We start from the raw sequence: 14433 nt of genomic DNA, 5'->3' as shown, positions 1-14433 counted from the left end.
ACATGGGAGAGGCTATCGTCGTCACTTCAGGAAAAGGCGGCGTCGGCAAAACGACGACGTCAGCCAATATAGGAACAGCGCTGGCACTGCTCGGCAAAAAGGTGTGCTTGGTGGATACGGATATCGGCTTGCGTAATCTGGATGTTGTTATGGGTCTGGAAAATCGGATTATTTATGATCTGGTCGATGTAGTGGAAGGTCGTTGCCGTTTAAATCAGGCTCTGGTCAAGGATAAGCGCTTTGAGGAGCTGTATATGCTGCCTGCTGCTCAGACCAAGGACAAAAGTGCCGTAACGCCAGAGCAGGTTAAGGATATTATTTTGGAGCTTAAAAAGGATTTTGAATATATATTGATTGACTGTCCTGCGGGTATTGAGCAGGGCTTCAAAAATGCTATTGCCGGAGCGGATCAGGCCATTGTCATAACGACACCGGAAAACGCTGCTGTGCGTGATGCTGACCGGGTTATCGGATTACTGGAAAGCTCGCATGTGATCTCGCCAAAACTGGTGGTTAACCGTATCCGTAACAGTATGGTCAAATCCGGGGATATGCTGGATATTGATGGCATCTTACAAGTGCTCAGCATAGACCTCATTGGGATTGTGCCAGATGATGAAATGGTAATCAAGGCAGCCAATACAGGAGAGCCTACCGTCATGAATCCCGATTCACAGGCAGCGATTGCTTACCGTAACATTGCTAGACGGATTTTGGGTGACACAGTTCCGCTCATGCAATTGGATCAGAAGAAAAGCGTGATGACTCGGTTTAAGAAATTTTTTGGTATGGGTGGATGAAAAAAACAGTGAGTTATGGCTGGGAGACGGCTCCGCGTGTGATTTGATCTTACGAACACTTAAATAAGTAATGTACTTATTTAAGTGTTTTTGGTTTGCCCTTTTAAACTTCTATAAATCCTGAATCTTAATTTCAGACTCACTACATAACCGCTATATACAGACCATCCGGTGCGCTTGCGCCGGATTTTTTCATTTTCAGATACGTAATCCCGAACCGGACAACATAAGTTGGAGCCCGTCCTCATAAGATGTACCAAACATACCTCGCTGGGGGGCTGGAACAGGATGAATAAAAACTCCGGAATCAAGCAGCGCAGAGAAGAACGCATACAGCAGCTGATCGCGAGAAACAAAGCGGAAGAGTATTCCTTAGGCATGAATCAGGACAGGCACAGGAACAGGGAAATGAAGCCGATGCCAGCAGTCAGTACCAACAGACCCAGAGACCCGGAAACCGAATGGAAAAATGAACGACAACGCTGGCAGCAATCTTTTGGGGAGAACCGGCGTCCTTCTTTTTGGATTTCTTTTTGGCGCAGGTCTGTATTCGCTACAGTGTTGTTTGGATTGGTGTGGGGATTATTTCGCTGGGATGTTCCCTATGCCGTCAATTTGAGAATGTTTATCGCCGATGCCTTAAATAAGGATATGGATTTTGCAGCCGCTGGACAATGGTATGAAACTTATTTTGATGGGACCCCGTCCTTTTTACCAATCTTTGGAGAGAAGCCTGAAACATACAAGGTGAACGCAGTCCGCAAAGGCTCTCCTCCAATTCAAGGGAATATAACACAGCCATTTGCACTAAGTCTCAAAGGAGTGGAAATTGTACCCAATGCTGCTGGTATTGGGGCAATCGCTGTCAAAAGTATAGATGCGGGACGTGTGCTGGACATATTCAATCACCCGGAAAGTGGAATTACAATTACAATTCGTCACACGGGCGGCATTACCGTAACGTACGGACGTCTATCTCGCTCTACCTTAAAGGTGAACGATTGGGTCCAGGAGGGGGACGAGGTCGGTGTGCTGCCAGCAGGCCATAGTGGCAGTGAGGCGGCGACTCTGTTTTTTGCGGTGCAGAGAGGAAATCAATATATCGATCCTGCGGAAGTGGTAGCCCTTGATTAATGTCCGGGGTGTGAATTTGTCTCTGCATCCACTGTTCGTGCTGGTGATGCTGACCTCTGTGTTGACAGGGCATTTTATCGAGATCATGACTTTGTTTACGCTGGTGTTCATTCATGAGCTGGGACATGCGACAGCTGCCGCGTTGTTGGGGGCGCGAGTACTGACCATACAGATGCTACCCTTTGGAGGGGTGGCCGTCATTGACGATCAGGGAAAGCTCAACGCGTGGAAGGAGATTGTCATTGCGCTGGCTGGTCCTTTGCAAAACGGAATTATGATTGTCATCCTTCTATTGCTAAGAAATGTGAGCGGAGTGGGGCATGAATATATAAATTATATGATTCAGGGAAATGCTGTCATTGCACTGTTCAATCTGCTCCCGATTTTACCACTGGATGGCGGGAAAATAATGCAGGCGCTGCTGAGCTTAATCATCCCGTATCACCGTACTCTAGTTTGGACTTTTCGAGCCAGCATCGTGACCAGCCTGCTATTTTGTATCTATGGTGTTTCCCCGTTATTAAGGCAAAATGGACCTGTGCATTTAAATCTGCTGGCGGTAGGGATTTTTTTGCTTTATTCTAATATTGTGGATTATCGTAATATCCCCTATCGTTTTATACGTTTTTTGCTGGGAAGGGACGAGCTCTTTTACCGCGAGGCGGCCAAGGGAAGTATTGCCTTGCCAATTGTATCCTTGCCTATGAAACATTTGGAGCCTGTTTTGCGTCTTTTCAAAAGGGACCGATATCATATGGTTTATGTCATGAATGAGCAGGGACGGATTGTAGCCGTATTGCCAGAGCAACGCCTTATTCGCTCTTATTTTGCAGCGCGTCCGCCGGATGGCGGAAAATCCAAACCTAAATAGAAAAGTTAGCCGTTTTTATAAGTTGAGGAAAGAGGCTGTATCTAGAGAGGTTGAAAAACCATGAAGCAAATGATTGTACAATGCCAGCAGCAGATGACCCAAATGGTACTGTTGGAAGAGGGACGATTGGTAGAATATGCAGCTGAATTGCCGCGAAAGCGGGGAATTCTTGGCTCCTTTTTCAAAGCCAGAGTCGTCAATGTACTGCCGGGAATGCAAGCTGCCTTTGTTGATATTGGACAGCGAAAGAATGCCTTTTTATATGTGGATGACGTACTTCACGCCCATTTGGACAAGCAACCTGAGATGAAGCCGTCCATTTCCGAGCTGTTGAAAGTTGGACAAGAAATTGTAGTGCAGGTGTTGAAAGAGGCCGTGGGTAGCAAAGGTGCCAGAGTAACCACTCATTTTTCACTTCCGGGTCGCTGGATTGTATACATGCCTGGCGCCGATTATGTGGCTGTATCCAAAAAGATCGAGCGTGAGGGAGAACGGGCTCGTCTGAAAGCGATGGGAGAGCACCTTCGAACGGGTGAGGAAGGAGTCATTATTCGTACAGTTTCGGAGGAAATGAGCAGAGAAGCGGTTGAAAATGACCTGAACCAGTTGCGTCAGCAATGGGAAGTCATTCAGCGTAAAGCTACTGAACACTCTGCTCCATGTGAGCTGCACCGGGATTTGAGCATCGTCCAGCGTTTGATACGGGATGTGTTTACACCGGAGCAGGATGAGCTGATTATTGACAGTGAGGAACAGGCGAGGGAAGCAGAAATATTACTACGTCAAATCAGTTCGGAGAAAGCTCATGTGAGCATATTTCGTGGTGCAGAAGAGACCATATTTAAAACCTATGGTATCCATGAGCAACTGGAACGTGATTTTGCGCGAAAAGTATGGCTTCAGGGCGGTGGATATATCATCATCGACCATACAGAGGCACTGACCGTCATTGATGTGAACACTGGGAAATTTACGGGGGGTAGCAATCTGGAAGAGACGGTGACCCGGACTAACATCGAGGCGGCCGAAGAGATTGCCCGGCTGCTGCGTGTACGTGATATCGGGGGCATTATCATTATTGATTTTATTGACATGGAACAAGAGGAGAACCGACGTGAAGTGTCCTCTGTGCTGGAGTCTAGGCTGAAAAAAGACCGAACCAAATCATATGTCGTTGGCTGGACACGGCTAGGACTTCTGGAGATGACTCGAAAAAAGGTACGCGAGGAAAAGACGATTTTATAAGGCAATGCGTTTCCAAAATCATTTTAAACTAGAGGTTGAATGTGGGCGAAGCTTATGCTACAATCTTTTAGTATGTGTCATGCGTAAGATTGGCTGCACATGCTGTAACCGCTCCAATCAGGTTGAAGTACAGCATCCTCAGGGAAGTTGTCACCTGCGATTAGGCGAGTCTGAGACATAAGGAGGTGCAAGCAAATGTACGCAATTATTGAAACAGGTGGTAAGCAATACAAAGTTCAAGAGGGCGATGTATTGTTTATCGAGAAGTTGGAAGCTACCGATGGTGAAACTGTAACGTTCAACCGTGTTCTGGCAGTATCTAGCGACAATGGCTTGACTACAGGTACACCGCTTCTTTCCGGAGCTACTGTAACAGCTACAGTTGAGAAACATGGTCAAGGCCAAAAGGTCATTGTATACAAATACAAACCTAAAAAGAACTACCATGTGAAGCAAGGTCATCGTCAACCGTACACGAAAGTGACGATTGGAAAAATCCAAGCGTAAGAGGGTGCGATAAGTGATTATCGTGCGTATTACACGACTGGAGGATGGCAGCATACAGGGATTTTCCATTAAAGGTCATGCGAATTACGCCAAATCTGGTGAGGATATCGTATGTGCTGGCGTATCAGCGGTAACTGTAGGGACGGTCAATTCGATTGAAGCTCTTACACACGTTGATATGGAATCGGAAATAGAATACGGCTTTTTGAGCGCGTATCTTCCCCCCGAAGTTCATCATGATGCGAACGCGCAGGTACAACTGCTGCTGGAATCCATGGTGATTATGCTGACAAGTATTGCTGAATCATACGGTAAGTATATTCAAATAGAAAATAAACAAAGAAGGAGGTAGACATCATGTTGAAATTGACATTGGATCTTCAATTATTCGCATCGAAAAAAGGTGTAGGTTCCACGAAAAACGGACGTGACAGTCAATCGAAACGTCTTGGCGTGAAACGTGCTGACGGTCAAACAGTTACCGGCGGTAGCATCCTGGTTCGTCAACGCGGAACGAAAATTCACCCGGGCACGAACGTGGGCATCGGTAAGGACGACACTCTGTTCGCGAAAGTGGACGGCGTTGTGAAGTTCGAACGTTGGGGCCGTGATCGCAAAAAGGTGAGCATCTACCCGATTGACGTTGCTCCAGTAGCAGCTACTGTAGAAGCTTAATAGCGGCTTAGACACGCTGAAAAGCCTCCGGCAATTTTGTCGGAGGCTTTTTTGTATGATGGTAATGAACTGGAAAGTCAGTCTGTGCTATACTGGATTAAGGTTCATCGTTAATCCATTTTAATTATCGCAGAACGGAGAGAAGCTATGTTCCAGCGGATTAGAACACCTCATCTGGCGTTGGGTTCCATTCTGATTCCTTTGGTTTTTTCACTACTCTATCCTGCAGCACTAACGATAATCATATTAGCCGCGTGGTCTGTTATTGCCGCCTGTTTTAGCATGCGGTATATACAGAGACAGGTTGAAGCTGAGCGGAAAGCTGCATTGCGTTCTTTGGAGCGTACAGCTATCGCAGCTCTTAATCATCACCGGCATGACTGGATGAATGACTTGCAGGTGCTTTATGGCTATATTCGTATGAATAAGCATGATAAATCGGCTGCTTATGTGGAAATAATAAAAGGGCGCGTGGCGGAGGACAGTAAAATATCCAAGCTGGGTATTCCCTCGCTGGTGTTTTATTTGCAATCTTTTCGCGTGAACGCCGGAAATTTACAGTTGATGGTTCAGGTTGAGGAGCATTTAAAGTTGGACGCTGTCATGTCTCCCGAAGACGGCGAGTCGCTTGCCTCGGCCGTCATAGAAACGGTACGTGCGTATCAATATGGCGGGGGCCGGTCGTCCTGGGGAGAAGTGCGCAGATTGACACTTAATTTCGGTATGGATCAGAATGATGTTATCGTCCGGTTTGAAGGCAGTGACATGCCTGCTGATTTGAATTTGTTAAAGCAGGTCAGATCCGGACACGGAAGTGAACGCATTCGAACAGAGAAGCTTCCTACGGGAGAAATGCTTCAAATTAGGATGCAGTGTCAGACATAAGGAAGGTGTAACCATGTTTGTAGATAAAGCGAAGATTTTTGTTAAGGGCGGCGACGGTGGAGACGGGTTGATTGCATTTCGCCGTGAGAAATACGTTCCCGAAGGCGGCCCTGGTGGCGGTGATGGAGGTAACGGTGGAGACGTGATTTTCCGTGTCGATGAAGGTTTGCGTACCTTAATGGATTTTCGGTACCAGCGGCATTTTAAAGCTAAACGAGGAGAAAAAGGCCGCAACAAAAGCCAGCATGGAGCCAATGCGGATCATATGATCGTACGAATACCTCCGGGTACAGTTATCATGGATGATGATACGGGTGAAGTAGTGGCAGATATGACACGTCATGGTCAGCAGGTCATTGTGGCCAAAGGCGGACGTGGAGGGCGCGGAAATATTCGTTTTGCCACACCAAACAATCCAGCGCCTGAGCTGGCTGAGAACGGCGGAGAGGGACAGGAACGTTATATTACCCTTGAGCTTAAAGTAATGGCCGATGTAGGCTTGGTTGGTTTCCCTAGTGTAGGTAAGTCCACATTGCTGTCGGTAGTATCTTCTGCAAAGCCGAAAATAGGTGCCTACCATTTTACAACGATTACGCCTAATTTGGGTGTTGTAGATATAGGCGACCATCGCAACTTTGTTATGGCTGATCTGCCTGGATTGATTGAGGGAGCTCATGAAGGCATAGGACTGGGACATGAATTCCTGCGGCACATTGAACGGACACGTATTATTATTCACGTCGTGGATATGGCGGGTTCTGAGGGGCGTGATCCGTTTGAGGATTGGACTAAAATCAACGACGAATTAAAGCAATATAACGCGGCATTAGCCGAGCGTCCACAAATTGTGGCGGCGAATAAAATGGATATGCCGGAATCGGAAGAAAATCTGGCTCAATTCAAGGAGCAAATCGCTGCTGTTCGTCCAGATCTCGAAATTATGCCCATTTCCTCGTTGACGCGCCAAGGCGTAAAGGAATTGCTCTATCGGGCTGCTGATCTGTTGGATCAAATACCGGACGAGCCAATTGTTGAGGAAGTAGCAGAAGTGAATGAACGTAAGGTGTTTAAGCTGGATAAGGCAGAGGATGAAAGTTTCACCATTGTGCGTGACAATGATACATTCGTGGTCCACAGTGTCAAAATCGAGCGCATGATGAAGCGTATGCAGCTGAATTCGCACGATGCGGTTTTAAAGTTAGCAAGAACATTGCGCCATATGGGTGTGGATGCTGAGCTGCGCAAGCGTGGTGCCGTTGATGGGACGTCTGTACGCATTGCCGATTTCGAATTTGAATTCGTGGAAGGCAGCAGCTATTATTAAAAATTAAATACTTGTCTGAAGTATGGACGGTTACTACGCTATAGGAAACCCTATAGACGGCAGTAGCCGTTTTTTGTACCGTTGGCTTGCCGATTGTTACGAGATTCGATATAATGTCCTCTATACAAAAACATAAGTCTTTGAGGAGAGGACGTTCGTGAAAGAGCGCTATTACTTGGTACGGGAAGATATTTTACCTGAAGCTATCGTTAAGACGATCCAGGTCAAGCTGTTGCTTGCTTCGGGAGATGCTAAAACCGTGCATGACGCCGTGGAGCAAGTCGGGCTAAGTCGAAGCGCCTTTTATAAATATAAGAATGGTATTCATTTGGTCAACCAGTTGGAGCGTGAGCGAATTGTCAATATCTCCATTGATTTGGAGCATCAATCCGGCATGCTGTCCAGAGTTCTCGGCAAGGTGGCAGATTACGGAGGCAATGTGCTAACGATCCAGCAGAGCATCCCGCTGCAAGGCAGAGCCAACGTTGTCATTTCAGTAGAAATGTCCAGACTCAGTGAAGAGCTTGGGGTTCTGCTGGAGGGACTGGAGACTATATCCGGTGTTAAGCGTGTTCGCCTGATTGGGCAAGGTTAAGAGCTATAAAGCTCATCAGATATAAGTTAGCAGGAGGGGAATGGATGAAACCGGTCAAAGTAGGATTGTTAGGGTTAGGAACGGTAGGAACGGGAGTCGTTCGAATCGTGGAAGGAAATCAGGAAGATTTGAGCAGACAAGTCGGTTCGCCGATCATTATTGAGAAAATAGCTGTGAAAAATATAGAGAAATATCGTTCCATTGAAGTCGATCCCACCAAGCTTACAGAGGATCCGTGGGAGGTCATCCGTGATCCCGAGATTGATGTTATTATCGAAGTCATGGGTGGCGTGGATCAGACGAAGAAGTACATTCTTGAAGCGCTGGAGCGCGGAAAGCATATCGTAACAGCGAACAAGGACTTAATGGCTCTGCATGGCTCTGAAGTGCTGGCGAAGGCGCAGGAAAAGCAGTGTGATATTTTTTATGAAGCTAGTGTAGCGGGCGGTATTCCGATTATTCGTACGCTGATTGAAGGCTTCTCCTCAGATCGCATTACTCGTATTATGGGGATTGTGAACGGTACAACCAATTTCATTTTAACCAAAATGAGTCAGGAGGGGGCTTCTTACGAGGAAGTTCTCAAGGAAGCGCAGAAGCTTGGATACGCAGAATCTGATCCGACTTCAGACGTGGAGGGCCTGGATGCTGCCCGCAAAATGGCTATCCTTGGTACGCTCGGCTTCCGTTCCGATGTAGAGCTTAAGGACGTAAGTGTTACTGGTATTTCAAAGGTATCCAGTGAGGATATCGCTTTTGCCAAAACACTGGGCTATGAAATGAAACTGCTTGGCATTGCGGAGCGCCAGGGTGATGAATTTACGATCAATGTTCAGCCGACGATGGTACGCAAGCAGCATCCTTTGGCCTCAGTGAACGGGGTATTCAACGCGGTTTATGTACACGGAGAAGCCGTGGGTGAAACCATGTTCTACGGTGCGGGCGCAGGAGAAATGCCGACAGCTACATCGGTTGTTGCTGATTTGGTTGCTGTAGTGAAGAACCTCAAGCTCGGCGTGAATGGGCTTAAGGCCATCGTACCTTATAACCCTAAAAAAATCAGCAGTGACGAGGATGTGTATTTCAAAAACTTCGTACTCTTGCATGTAGATGATAAGGCCGGAGTATTGGCGCAGATCACGCAGGTATTTGCTGAATTCAACGTCAGTCTGGCATCTGTGGTGCAGCAGCCTAATGAGGTCAATCCAGATGCTGAAATTATTATCGTAACCCATTTGGCCAGTAAGGCGAGTATGAAAAAGGTTCTGGAGCATTTTGAATCTCTGGATGTCATTCGGCGCATCAAGAGTGTGTATCGGGTAGAGGGATAGTTCAAAAAAGCAGGGGGATTGTTTGTATGACCGTTTTGAAAAGCGCAAGAGTGCGTGTGCCTGCAAGTACCGCCAATTTAGGCCCTGGTTTTGATACACTGGGCATGGCGTTGTCCTTGTATGCATGGGTTGAATTGAAAGAAGCCGGACAGACGGCTTTCCATTTATACGGGGACGAAATGAACGGCATTCCCCAGGATAAAACGAATCTGATTTATAAAGTAGCACAAATGGTTTTTCAGGAGGCTGGAGTAACAGTTCCTGAGTTGGATATTTCGATGTATTCGGATATTCCACTTACCCGTGGTTTAGGCAGTAGTGCTTCAGCCATTGTGGGTGCGCTTGTGGCTGCAAATACGCTGATCGGCTCACCTCTGCCAAATTCCAAGCTGTTTGACATGGCAAGTGCTATTGAAAATCATCCTGACAATGTGGGTGCCTCTTTGTTTGGCGGCATTATTACAGCGATGTGGGATGGCAAACATGCTAAACATTTACGGCTTGAGCCGGATGCGAATCTGGAGGTCTTGGTAGTCATTCCAGATTTCCAATTGTCTACCTCCAAGGCCAGAGAGGTTCTGCCCGCACATGTATCCTTGAAAGATGCTGTATACAATGTGAGCCATGCTTCGATGCTCGTAGCGGCATTGGCATCAGGCCGAACCGATTTGATCGCCGAGGCGATGCAGGATCGGCTTCACCAGCCTTATCGGGCGGCGCTTGTGCCGGGTATGACGGAGATTTTGCAGGATGCACATCATTATGGTGCTTTGGGTGTGGCTCTTAGCGGAGCCGGACCGACCTTGTTGGCATTGGCGGATCGCCGGGAGAACCGGAGAACGGAACTGGAACAGTATTTAACTGAAACGATGGGCAAGAAAGGAATCACTGCATCTGTTTTAAAATTGCGCCCAGAGAGCGAAGGCGTTAAAGTATATACTGATGAGGAAGAGATTCCTTTTATGGACATGATTAAAGGGGAAGTTACGATATGAAAAGAATCGCACTTCTTCCGGAGGGGACCGTTTCCCATGAAGCGATTCGGTATTTGATAGGGGATACGCCCTATGAATTACTGTTTTATAAGTATATAGCAGATGTATTTCAGGCTGTGGACAAGGGAAAGGCTGACTACAGTGTAATTCCGATTGAGAATACAATTGATGGCTCTGTAAGTTTGCATATGGATTGGCTTGTGCATGAAGTGGACATTCAGATGCAAGCGGAATGGGTGTACCCTTCTATTCAAAACCTCATTGGATATCGCAGTGAATTTACCAATGACCGGGGCGAGCTGGATTTGAGCAAAGTGGTCAAAATTATGTCTCATCCCGTGGCGCTTCCGCAGTGTAAGGAGTTCATACAGACTACGGCTGCTCAGGCTGAGCTGGAGAGTGCAGGAAGTACGGCAGAAGCCGTCGAAATTGTTAAAAATAATCCGGGCAAAGGTTGGACTGCTCTGGGAACCAAGCTTGCGGCTTCCAAGCACGGATTGGATATTTTGGTCAGCAAGGTGACGGATCACGATAATAACTTTACCCGCTTTGTCCTGATCGGCCATCAGCCTATCAGCCTCCCGCGTAAACCTGAAGGTCAACGGACCAGTATTCTGGTGACACCACCGCAGGATTTTCCGGGGGCGTTGCATCAGGTATTATCTGCATTTGCGTGGCGCAGGTTGAATCTGTCACGGATTGAATCGCGCCCGACCAAAAAGCAACTGGGAAACTACTATTTTTACATTGAAATTTTGGAATCTCTGGATTCCGTCCTGCTTCCCGCAGCATTTGCAGAGATTGAGGCTTTGGGATGTCACGTGCGCATCCTTGGTTCCTATCCAAGCTACAAGTATATTGAAGCAGGGAAACCTATTTTATAAGAATAATTATCGGAGGTGCGGTTCTTAATGGCAGAGCAATGGATTTATCTAGATGGACAGCATGTAACTAAGGAAAATGCAAAGGTTTCGGTATATGATCATGGTTTTTTGTACGGGGACGGGATATTTGAAGGCATTCGAATTTACAACGGTAATATTTTTAAATGTAAAGAGCATTTGGACCGTCTGTACGATTCTGCAAAATCAATTCAGTTAAAGATTCCGTTGTCTCCAGATGAAATGCTGGAAGCGATGGCGGAAACGATTCGTCTTAACGAAATGCGTAATGGATACATTCGCTTGGTTGTATCGCGTGGTGCGGGGAATCTTGGACTTGATCCTCTTCGCTGCCCGAAAGCAAGTGTTATCATTATCGTGGAGCAACTCGCCATCTACCCCGAGGAAGCTTATCTGACTGGGCTAAAGACGATTTCCGTCTCTCAGCGTCGTAACATTCCAGATGCTCTGAATCCGAAAATCAAATCGTTGAATTATCTCAACAACATCCTGGTAAAAATCCAGTCTAACTATGCTGGTGTGGGCGAGGCTATTATGCTAAATTCCCAAGGATATGTAACGGAAGGCTCCGCAGACAACATTTTTATCGTCAAAAACGGAGTATTGTATACGCCGCCTTGCTATCTGGGAGCGCTTGAGGGTATCACGCGTAATGCTATTATCGACTTGTGCGCCGAGCTCGGTTATGCGCTCAAGGAGCAGCCTTTTACGCTACATGATGTGTATGTCGCTGATGAGGTGTTTTTTACAGGAACTGCAGCAGAAGTTATTGCTGCTTATGAAGTAGATGGTCGTACGATTGGTTCTGGTGTTGCGGGTCCCGTGACTTTGGAGCTATTGGCCGAGTTCCGCAAGATCGTGGATCAAGACGGCTATAAAGTGTGGCAGGATTAAAAATAGTGAATCCTTTTGACCGGATGCCCGCAAGGGAATTCGGTTGAGAGGATTTTTTTGTTTCTATGGGGTCATTCGCCTGGGAAGTGCATAGGATGTAATAACAGAAGCCGGGCGTTTATCCTATCCTGCCCGAACGAATGTCTAGGAGGTTTGTGACCTGTGAAAATACACATCGTTAAGAAAGGCGACACACTGTACTTGCTTGCCCAGAAATATAATGTGTCACTGGAAAAAGTGATTGCGGCCAATCCCCAGTTGGCTGATCCAAACCAGTTAAGTATCGGCGAGAAAATCAAAATTCCGGCAGACCCTGTTGCGATGCAAGAACAGCCATCAACGGTTTATCAGCACAAAGTCAAGCAGGGGGATTCACTGTGGAAGTTGTCCAAGGCATGGGGAGTCCCGCTCAAGCTAATTATTGATGCCAATTCCCAACTTAAAAACCCGAATGCTCTACTGGTCGGGGAAACCGTCAATATTCCTCAATACAAAGGCGAGGCGAACAGTCCTGCTTCCGATCAAAAGAAGAACACAGGTGTCAAGCAAGAGCCAACAAAGCCTGAAGCAGAATCACCAGCACCAACTGCAAATAATGAAAACGAAAACCTACCCCAGACCAAGGCTGAACAGACTCTACCTAAAGCGGAGCTAACTCAGCCCAAGCCAGACAACACACCTATCCCTAAAGAGCAGATGACCCAGCCTAAGGAAACAGTGAACGTTCCCAAGCTGCCTGAATTGAAAATGCCCGAAATTCCAGCGACGCCCGTAAACCCTGCCCCTCCTCAACCTATAGCTTCCCAACCAGTTCAACCCAAACCACAGCTGCCTGCAAATGTTGAACTTCAACCTGTAACTGAGAAGTTTTGCGGTTGCACGAACTCGGAGGCAGCGACAAATTCCCAATGGCCGATGCAGCAGCCAATGCACGATTACAACTCACCAGCAAATATGGGTCCAAACTCATGGTACCCAGGCATCGGGGTTGCCCAGCCATGGGGAAATGCGTCAGTAAATACTTCCTTTGTAGAGCAATGGACTCCTTCGGTAGCCCCCAACCAGGGATATCAGCAAGACTGTGAGCATCCATGGAGTTGGGGACCTGCACAAACAGCGCCTATAAATGTTCAACCAACACCCTATCCTGTCTATCAGGACTGCATGTGCCCGGGGTATCATCCAAGCTATGAAGCGGCTGAGAATACATCCTATCCTGTCTATCCTCCATTTATACATCAGGGTTACCCGCAGCATCCTGAGAGTGCAGCCCAAGGCAGTCAGTGGGGTCATGAATGGGGATCCCACCATCACGGCTTACCTATGAGCGGGTATGTATCGGACAATAGCCAGTTACAAGGGCAACAGTCCGCAAATCTCCCGCATCATCCGTTCGCCCATGAGAATGCACCTGTATATCCATTAGAGGGGTATACCACTCCCTATATGTTTTTGCCTGACTGCGGCTGCCGGGAGGGGAATGTGGAATCAGTACCTGCTTTCCCTGGAACGCAGGAAAACAGTGAAAGCCTGAATAATGGACCCCAAAACGAAGTTAACTCTTCTCCCAAACATAAAGATAGCAACGTGCGTAAAGGCAAGGGGAAAGATACCTCAGGCAGTGCAGCCAAAGAAGATACATCCAAAGCCAAGGTTTCGGGTAAAAATGGTACTGATAAAAATCAAAAGTCCCGTAAGACGGTAGCGATGGCTTCCCATTCCACTGCACGTAGCGCCCGCTCTCGCAAAAATCCCTGGATTAAGGACTGACAAAAAGGAATTTAAAAGTGGAGGTAAACTCCATAGGGCGAGATCAGCTTGTGATTGACCCGAAAGAGTGGAATGATAAAATAGAAAGACTGTCCGTTCCTTGAAAATGGAATGACAGTCTTTTCTTTTCGATTAGAGGCGAGTGAATTTGGGCATAGAAACCAATTAAAAAAGATGTTGCTAAGTAACAGGAGAATATGATATATTGTTATAGCTGTCTTTTCTGAGACAGTTAGAACACAAAGCAGAATGAAAATGCTCGAAAAATTCTCCTGAAAAAAAGTGTTGCAAAGACTTAGAAAACGTGATATATTATTTAAGTCGCCGCTGAGATGCGGTGGTGAAACGAAGTAAGGCAAAAGCAAGATATGATGTAGGTTTGATCTTTGAAAACTGAACAACGAGTGAGTACGGATTTTGCTAGCAAAATCCAACGCTGAAATTTTGGTACATGCCGTCAGGCTGTATAAAATGGAAGCGAACAATGAGATATTTTATCTCGTCA

Annotated in this window: 15 protein-coding genes and 1 other annotated feature; all 15 genes read left to right on the top strand. The window is 46.8% G+C overall.

Features of this window, described 5'->3' with window-relative positions; translation table 11 throughout:
* Positions 1-2 precede the first annotated feature (2 nt).
* The 15 genes from minD (at position 3) to C1I60_RS00005 (ending at position 13928) form a co-directional block, all read left to right on the top strand.
* Positions 3-800 carry a septum site-determining protein MinD gene (gene minD / locus C1I60_RS00075; RefSeq protein ID WP_137059945.1) on the top strand — a complete coding sequence of 266 codons (798 nt, stop codon included), beginning with the start codon at positions 3-5 and terminating at the stop codon, positions 798-800.
* Between the two features lie 288 nt (positions 801-1088).
* Positions 1089-1934 (top strand): peptidoglycan DD-metalloendopeptidase family protein, encoded by an 846-nt coding sequence (locus tag C1I60_RS00070; RefSeq protein ID WP_137059944.1) that lies wholly within the window; start codon positions 1089-1091, stop codon positions 1932-1934.
* The gene (locus C1I60_RS00065) at positions 1927-2805 is read left to right on the top strand and encodes a M50 family metallopeptidase (protein ID WP_137059943.1); all 879 of its coding nucleotides are present in this window, start codon (positions 1927-1929) and stop codon (positions 2803-2805) included. The genes C1I60_RS00070 and C1I60_RS00065 overlap by 8 nt, the downstream gene beginning before the upstream one ends.
* Before the next feature lie 60 nt (positions 2806-2865).
* Positions 2866-4050 (top strand): Rne/Rng family ribonuclease, encoded by a 1185-nt coding sequence (locus C1I60_RS00060; protein ID WP_137059942.1) that lies wholly within the window; start codon positions 2866-2868, stop codon positions 4048-4050.
* 96 nt (positions 4051-4146) lie between these two features.
* Positions 4147-4232, top strand: a sequence feature (ribosomal protein L21 leader region).
* Between the two features lie 13 nt (positions 4233-4245).
* Positions 4246-4557 carry a 50S ribosomal protein L21 gene (gene rplU / locus C1I60_RS00055; protein ID WP_014277583.1) on the top strand — a complete coding sequence of 104 codons (312 nt, stop codon included), beginning with the start codon at positions 4246-4248 and terminating at the stop codon, positions 4555-4557.
* A gap of 13 nt (positions 4558-4570) precedes the next feature.
* Positions 4571-4909 carry a ribosomal-processing cysteine protease Prp gene (locus tag C1I60_RS00050; RefSeq protein WP_137059941.1) on the top strand — a complete coding sequence of 113 codons (339 nt, stop codon included), beginning with the start codon at positions 4571-4573 and terminating at the stop codon, positions 4907-4909.
* A gap of 5 nt (positions 4910-4914) precedes the next feature.
* A complete protein-coding gene (gene rpmA, locus C1I60_RS00045; RefSeq protein WP_137059940.1) occupies positions 4915-5232 on the top strand; it encodes a 50S ribosomal protein L27 in 318 nt (105 codons plus the stop codon).
* Positions 5233-5514: 282 nt separating this feature from the next.
* On the top strand, positions 5515-6117 hold the full coding sequence (locus C1I60_RS00040; RefSeq protein WP_252361493.1) for a Spo0B domain-containing protein: 603 nt from the start codon (positions 5515-5517) through the stop codon (positions 6115-6117).
* A 13-nt stretch (positions 6118-6130) separates the two neighbouring features.
* Positions 6131-7441: a GTPase ObgE gene (gene obgE, locus C1I60_RS00035; RefSeq protein ID WP_137059938.1), complete on the top strand. Its 1311-nt coding sequence runs from the start codon at positions 6131-6133 to the stop codon at positions 7439-7441.
* 157 nt (positions 7442-7598) lie between these two features.
* Positions 7599-8036: an ACT domain-containing protein gene (locus C1I60_RS00030; protein WP_137059937.1), complete on the top strand. Its 438-nt coding sequence runs from the start codon at positions 7599-7601 to the stop codon at positions 8034-8036.
* 44 nt (positions 8037-8080) lie between these two features.
* Positions 8081-9367 (top strand): homoserine dehydrogenase, encoded by a 1287-nt coding sequence (locus tag C1I60_RS00025; protein ID WP_137059936.1) that lies wholly within the window; start codon positions 8081-8083, stop codon positions 9365-9367.
* Positions 9368-9393: 26 nt separating this feature from the next.
* Positions 9394-10362, top strand: coding sequence for a homoserine kinase (thrB, locus tag C1I60_RS00020; RefSeq protein WP_137059935.1), 969 nt, complete (start codon positions 9394-9396; stop codon positions 10360-10362).
* Entirely contained in the window at positions 10359-11246 is an 888-nt protein-coding gene (gene pheA / locus C1I60_RS00015; RefSeq protein ID WP_137059934.1) for a prephenate dehydratase, read from the top strand. The genes thrB and pheA overlap by 4 nt, the downstream gene beginning before the upstream one ends.
* A gap of 27 nt (positions 11247-11273) precedes the next feature.
* Positions 11274-12158: a branched-chain-amino-acid transaminase gene (gene ilvE, locus C1I60_RS00010; protein WP_137059933.1), complete on the top strand. Its 885-nt coding sequence runs from the start codon at positions 11274-11276 to the stop codon at positions 12156-12158.
* A gap of 162 nt (positions 12159-12320) precedes the next feature.
* Positions 12321-13928: a LysM peptidoglycan-binding domain-containing protein gene (locus C1I60_RS00005; RefSeq protein WP_137059932.1), complete on the top strand. Its 1608-nt coding sequence runs from the start codon at positions 12321-12323 to the stop codon at positions 13926-13928.
* Positions 13929-14433 lie beyond the last annotated feature (505 nt).

The organism is Paenibacillus terrae, from assembly GCF_005217525.1.
In the GTDB taxonomy this organism is placed as follows: domain Bacteria; phylum Bacillota; class Bacilli; order Paenibacillales; family Paenibacillaceae; genus Paenibacillus; species Paenibacillus terrae_C.
This window is presented reverse-complemented; position numbering and strand designations above follow the sequence as displayed.

Bases quoted from the DNA above. Each gene is read 5' to 3' on its own strand.
- C1I60_RS00040 (WP_252361493.1), top strand. From the start codon at position 5,515: ATGCGGTATATACAGAGACAGGTTGAAGCTGAGCGGAAAGCTGCATTG.
- pheA (WP_137059934.1), top strand. From the start codon at position 10,359: ATGAAAAGAATCGCACTTCTTCCGGAGGGGACCGTTTCCCATGAAGCG.
- obgE (WP_137059938.1), top strand. From the start codon at position 6,131: ATGTTTGTAGATAAAGCGAAGATTTTTGTTAAGGGCGGCGACGGTGGA.
- minD (WP_137059945.1), top strand. From the start codon at position 3: ATGGGAGAGGCTATCGTCGTCACTTCAGGAAAAGGCGGCGTCGGCAAA.
- thrB (WP_137059935.1), top strand. From the start codon at position 9,394: ATGACCGTTTTGAAAAGCGCAAGAGTGCGTGTGCCTGCAAGTACCGCC.
- C1I60_RS00060 (WP_137059942.1), top strand. From the start codon at position 2,866: ATGAAGCAAATGATTGTACAATGCCAGCAGCAGATGACCCAAATGGTA.
- rpmA (WP_137059940.1), top strand. From the start codon at position 4,915: ATGTTGAAATTGACATTGGATCTTCAATTATTCGCATCGAAAAAAGGT.
- ilvE (WP_137059933.1), top strand. From the start codon at position 11,274: ATGGCAGAGCAATGGATTTATCTAGATGGACAGCATGTAACTAAGGAA.
- C1I60_RS00025 (WP_137059936.1), top strand. From the start codon at position 8,081: ATGAAACCGGTCAAAGTAGGATTGTTAGGGTTAGGAACGGTAGGAACG.
- rplU (WP_014277583.1), top strand. From the start codon at position 4,246: ATGTACGCAATTATTGAAACAGGTGGTAAGCAATACAAAGTTCAAGAG.
- C1I60_RS00070 (WP_137059944.1), top strand. From the start codon at position 1,089: ATGAATAAAAACTCCGGAATCAAGCAGCGCAGAGAAGAACGCATACAG.